This window comes from Desulfosporosinus burensis (assembly GCF_054657535.1).
On record NZ_BAAHYN010000126.1, the window covers coordinates 1 to 204 of the forward strand.

Annotated in this window: 1 protein-coding gene; it reads right to left on the bottom strand. The window is 39.7% G+C overall.

Going from position 1 to position 204, the window contains the following annotated elements:
• Window positions 1–53: 53 nt before the first annotated feature.
• The gene (locus ACYQ3Q_RS28685) at window positions 54–203 is read right to left on the bottom strand and encodes a four helix bundle protein (RefSeq protein ID WP_459931769.1); all 150 of its coding nucleotides are present in this window, start codon (window positions 201–203) and stop codon (window positions 54–56) included.
• Window position 204: the final 1 nt, after the last annotated feature.

Here is a 204-nt window from a genome sequence, read left to right on the forward strand (position 1 = left end):
ATAGAACGCTCCCCTACCCCTCAGAGGTCAGTTGTCAGAATCCAGAAGCCAGATTATTTCCATTTTTGGTGAAGAGTATATAACTGTTTGCCCAGTTCATCATATCGTTCAAACAATTTTGCAAATACAACTTCTTGGATATAACCTAGATCTTTTGCTAGTTCTAACAACACCTTGGTTTCGTCTTTCGACCCTTGTGCCATT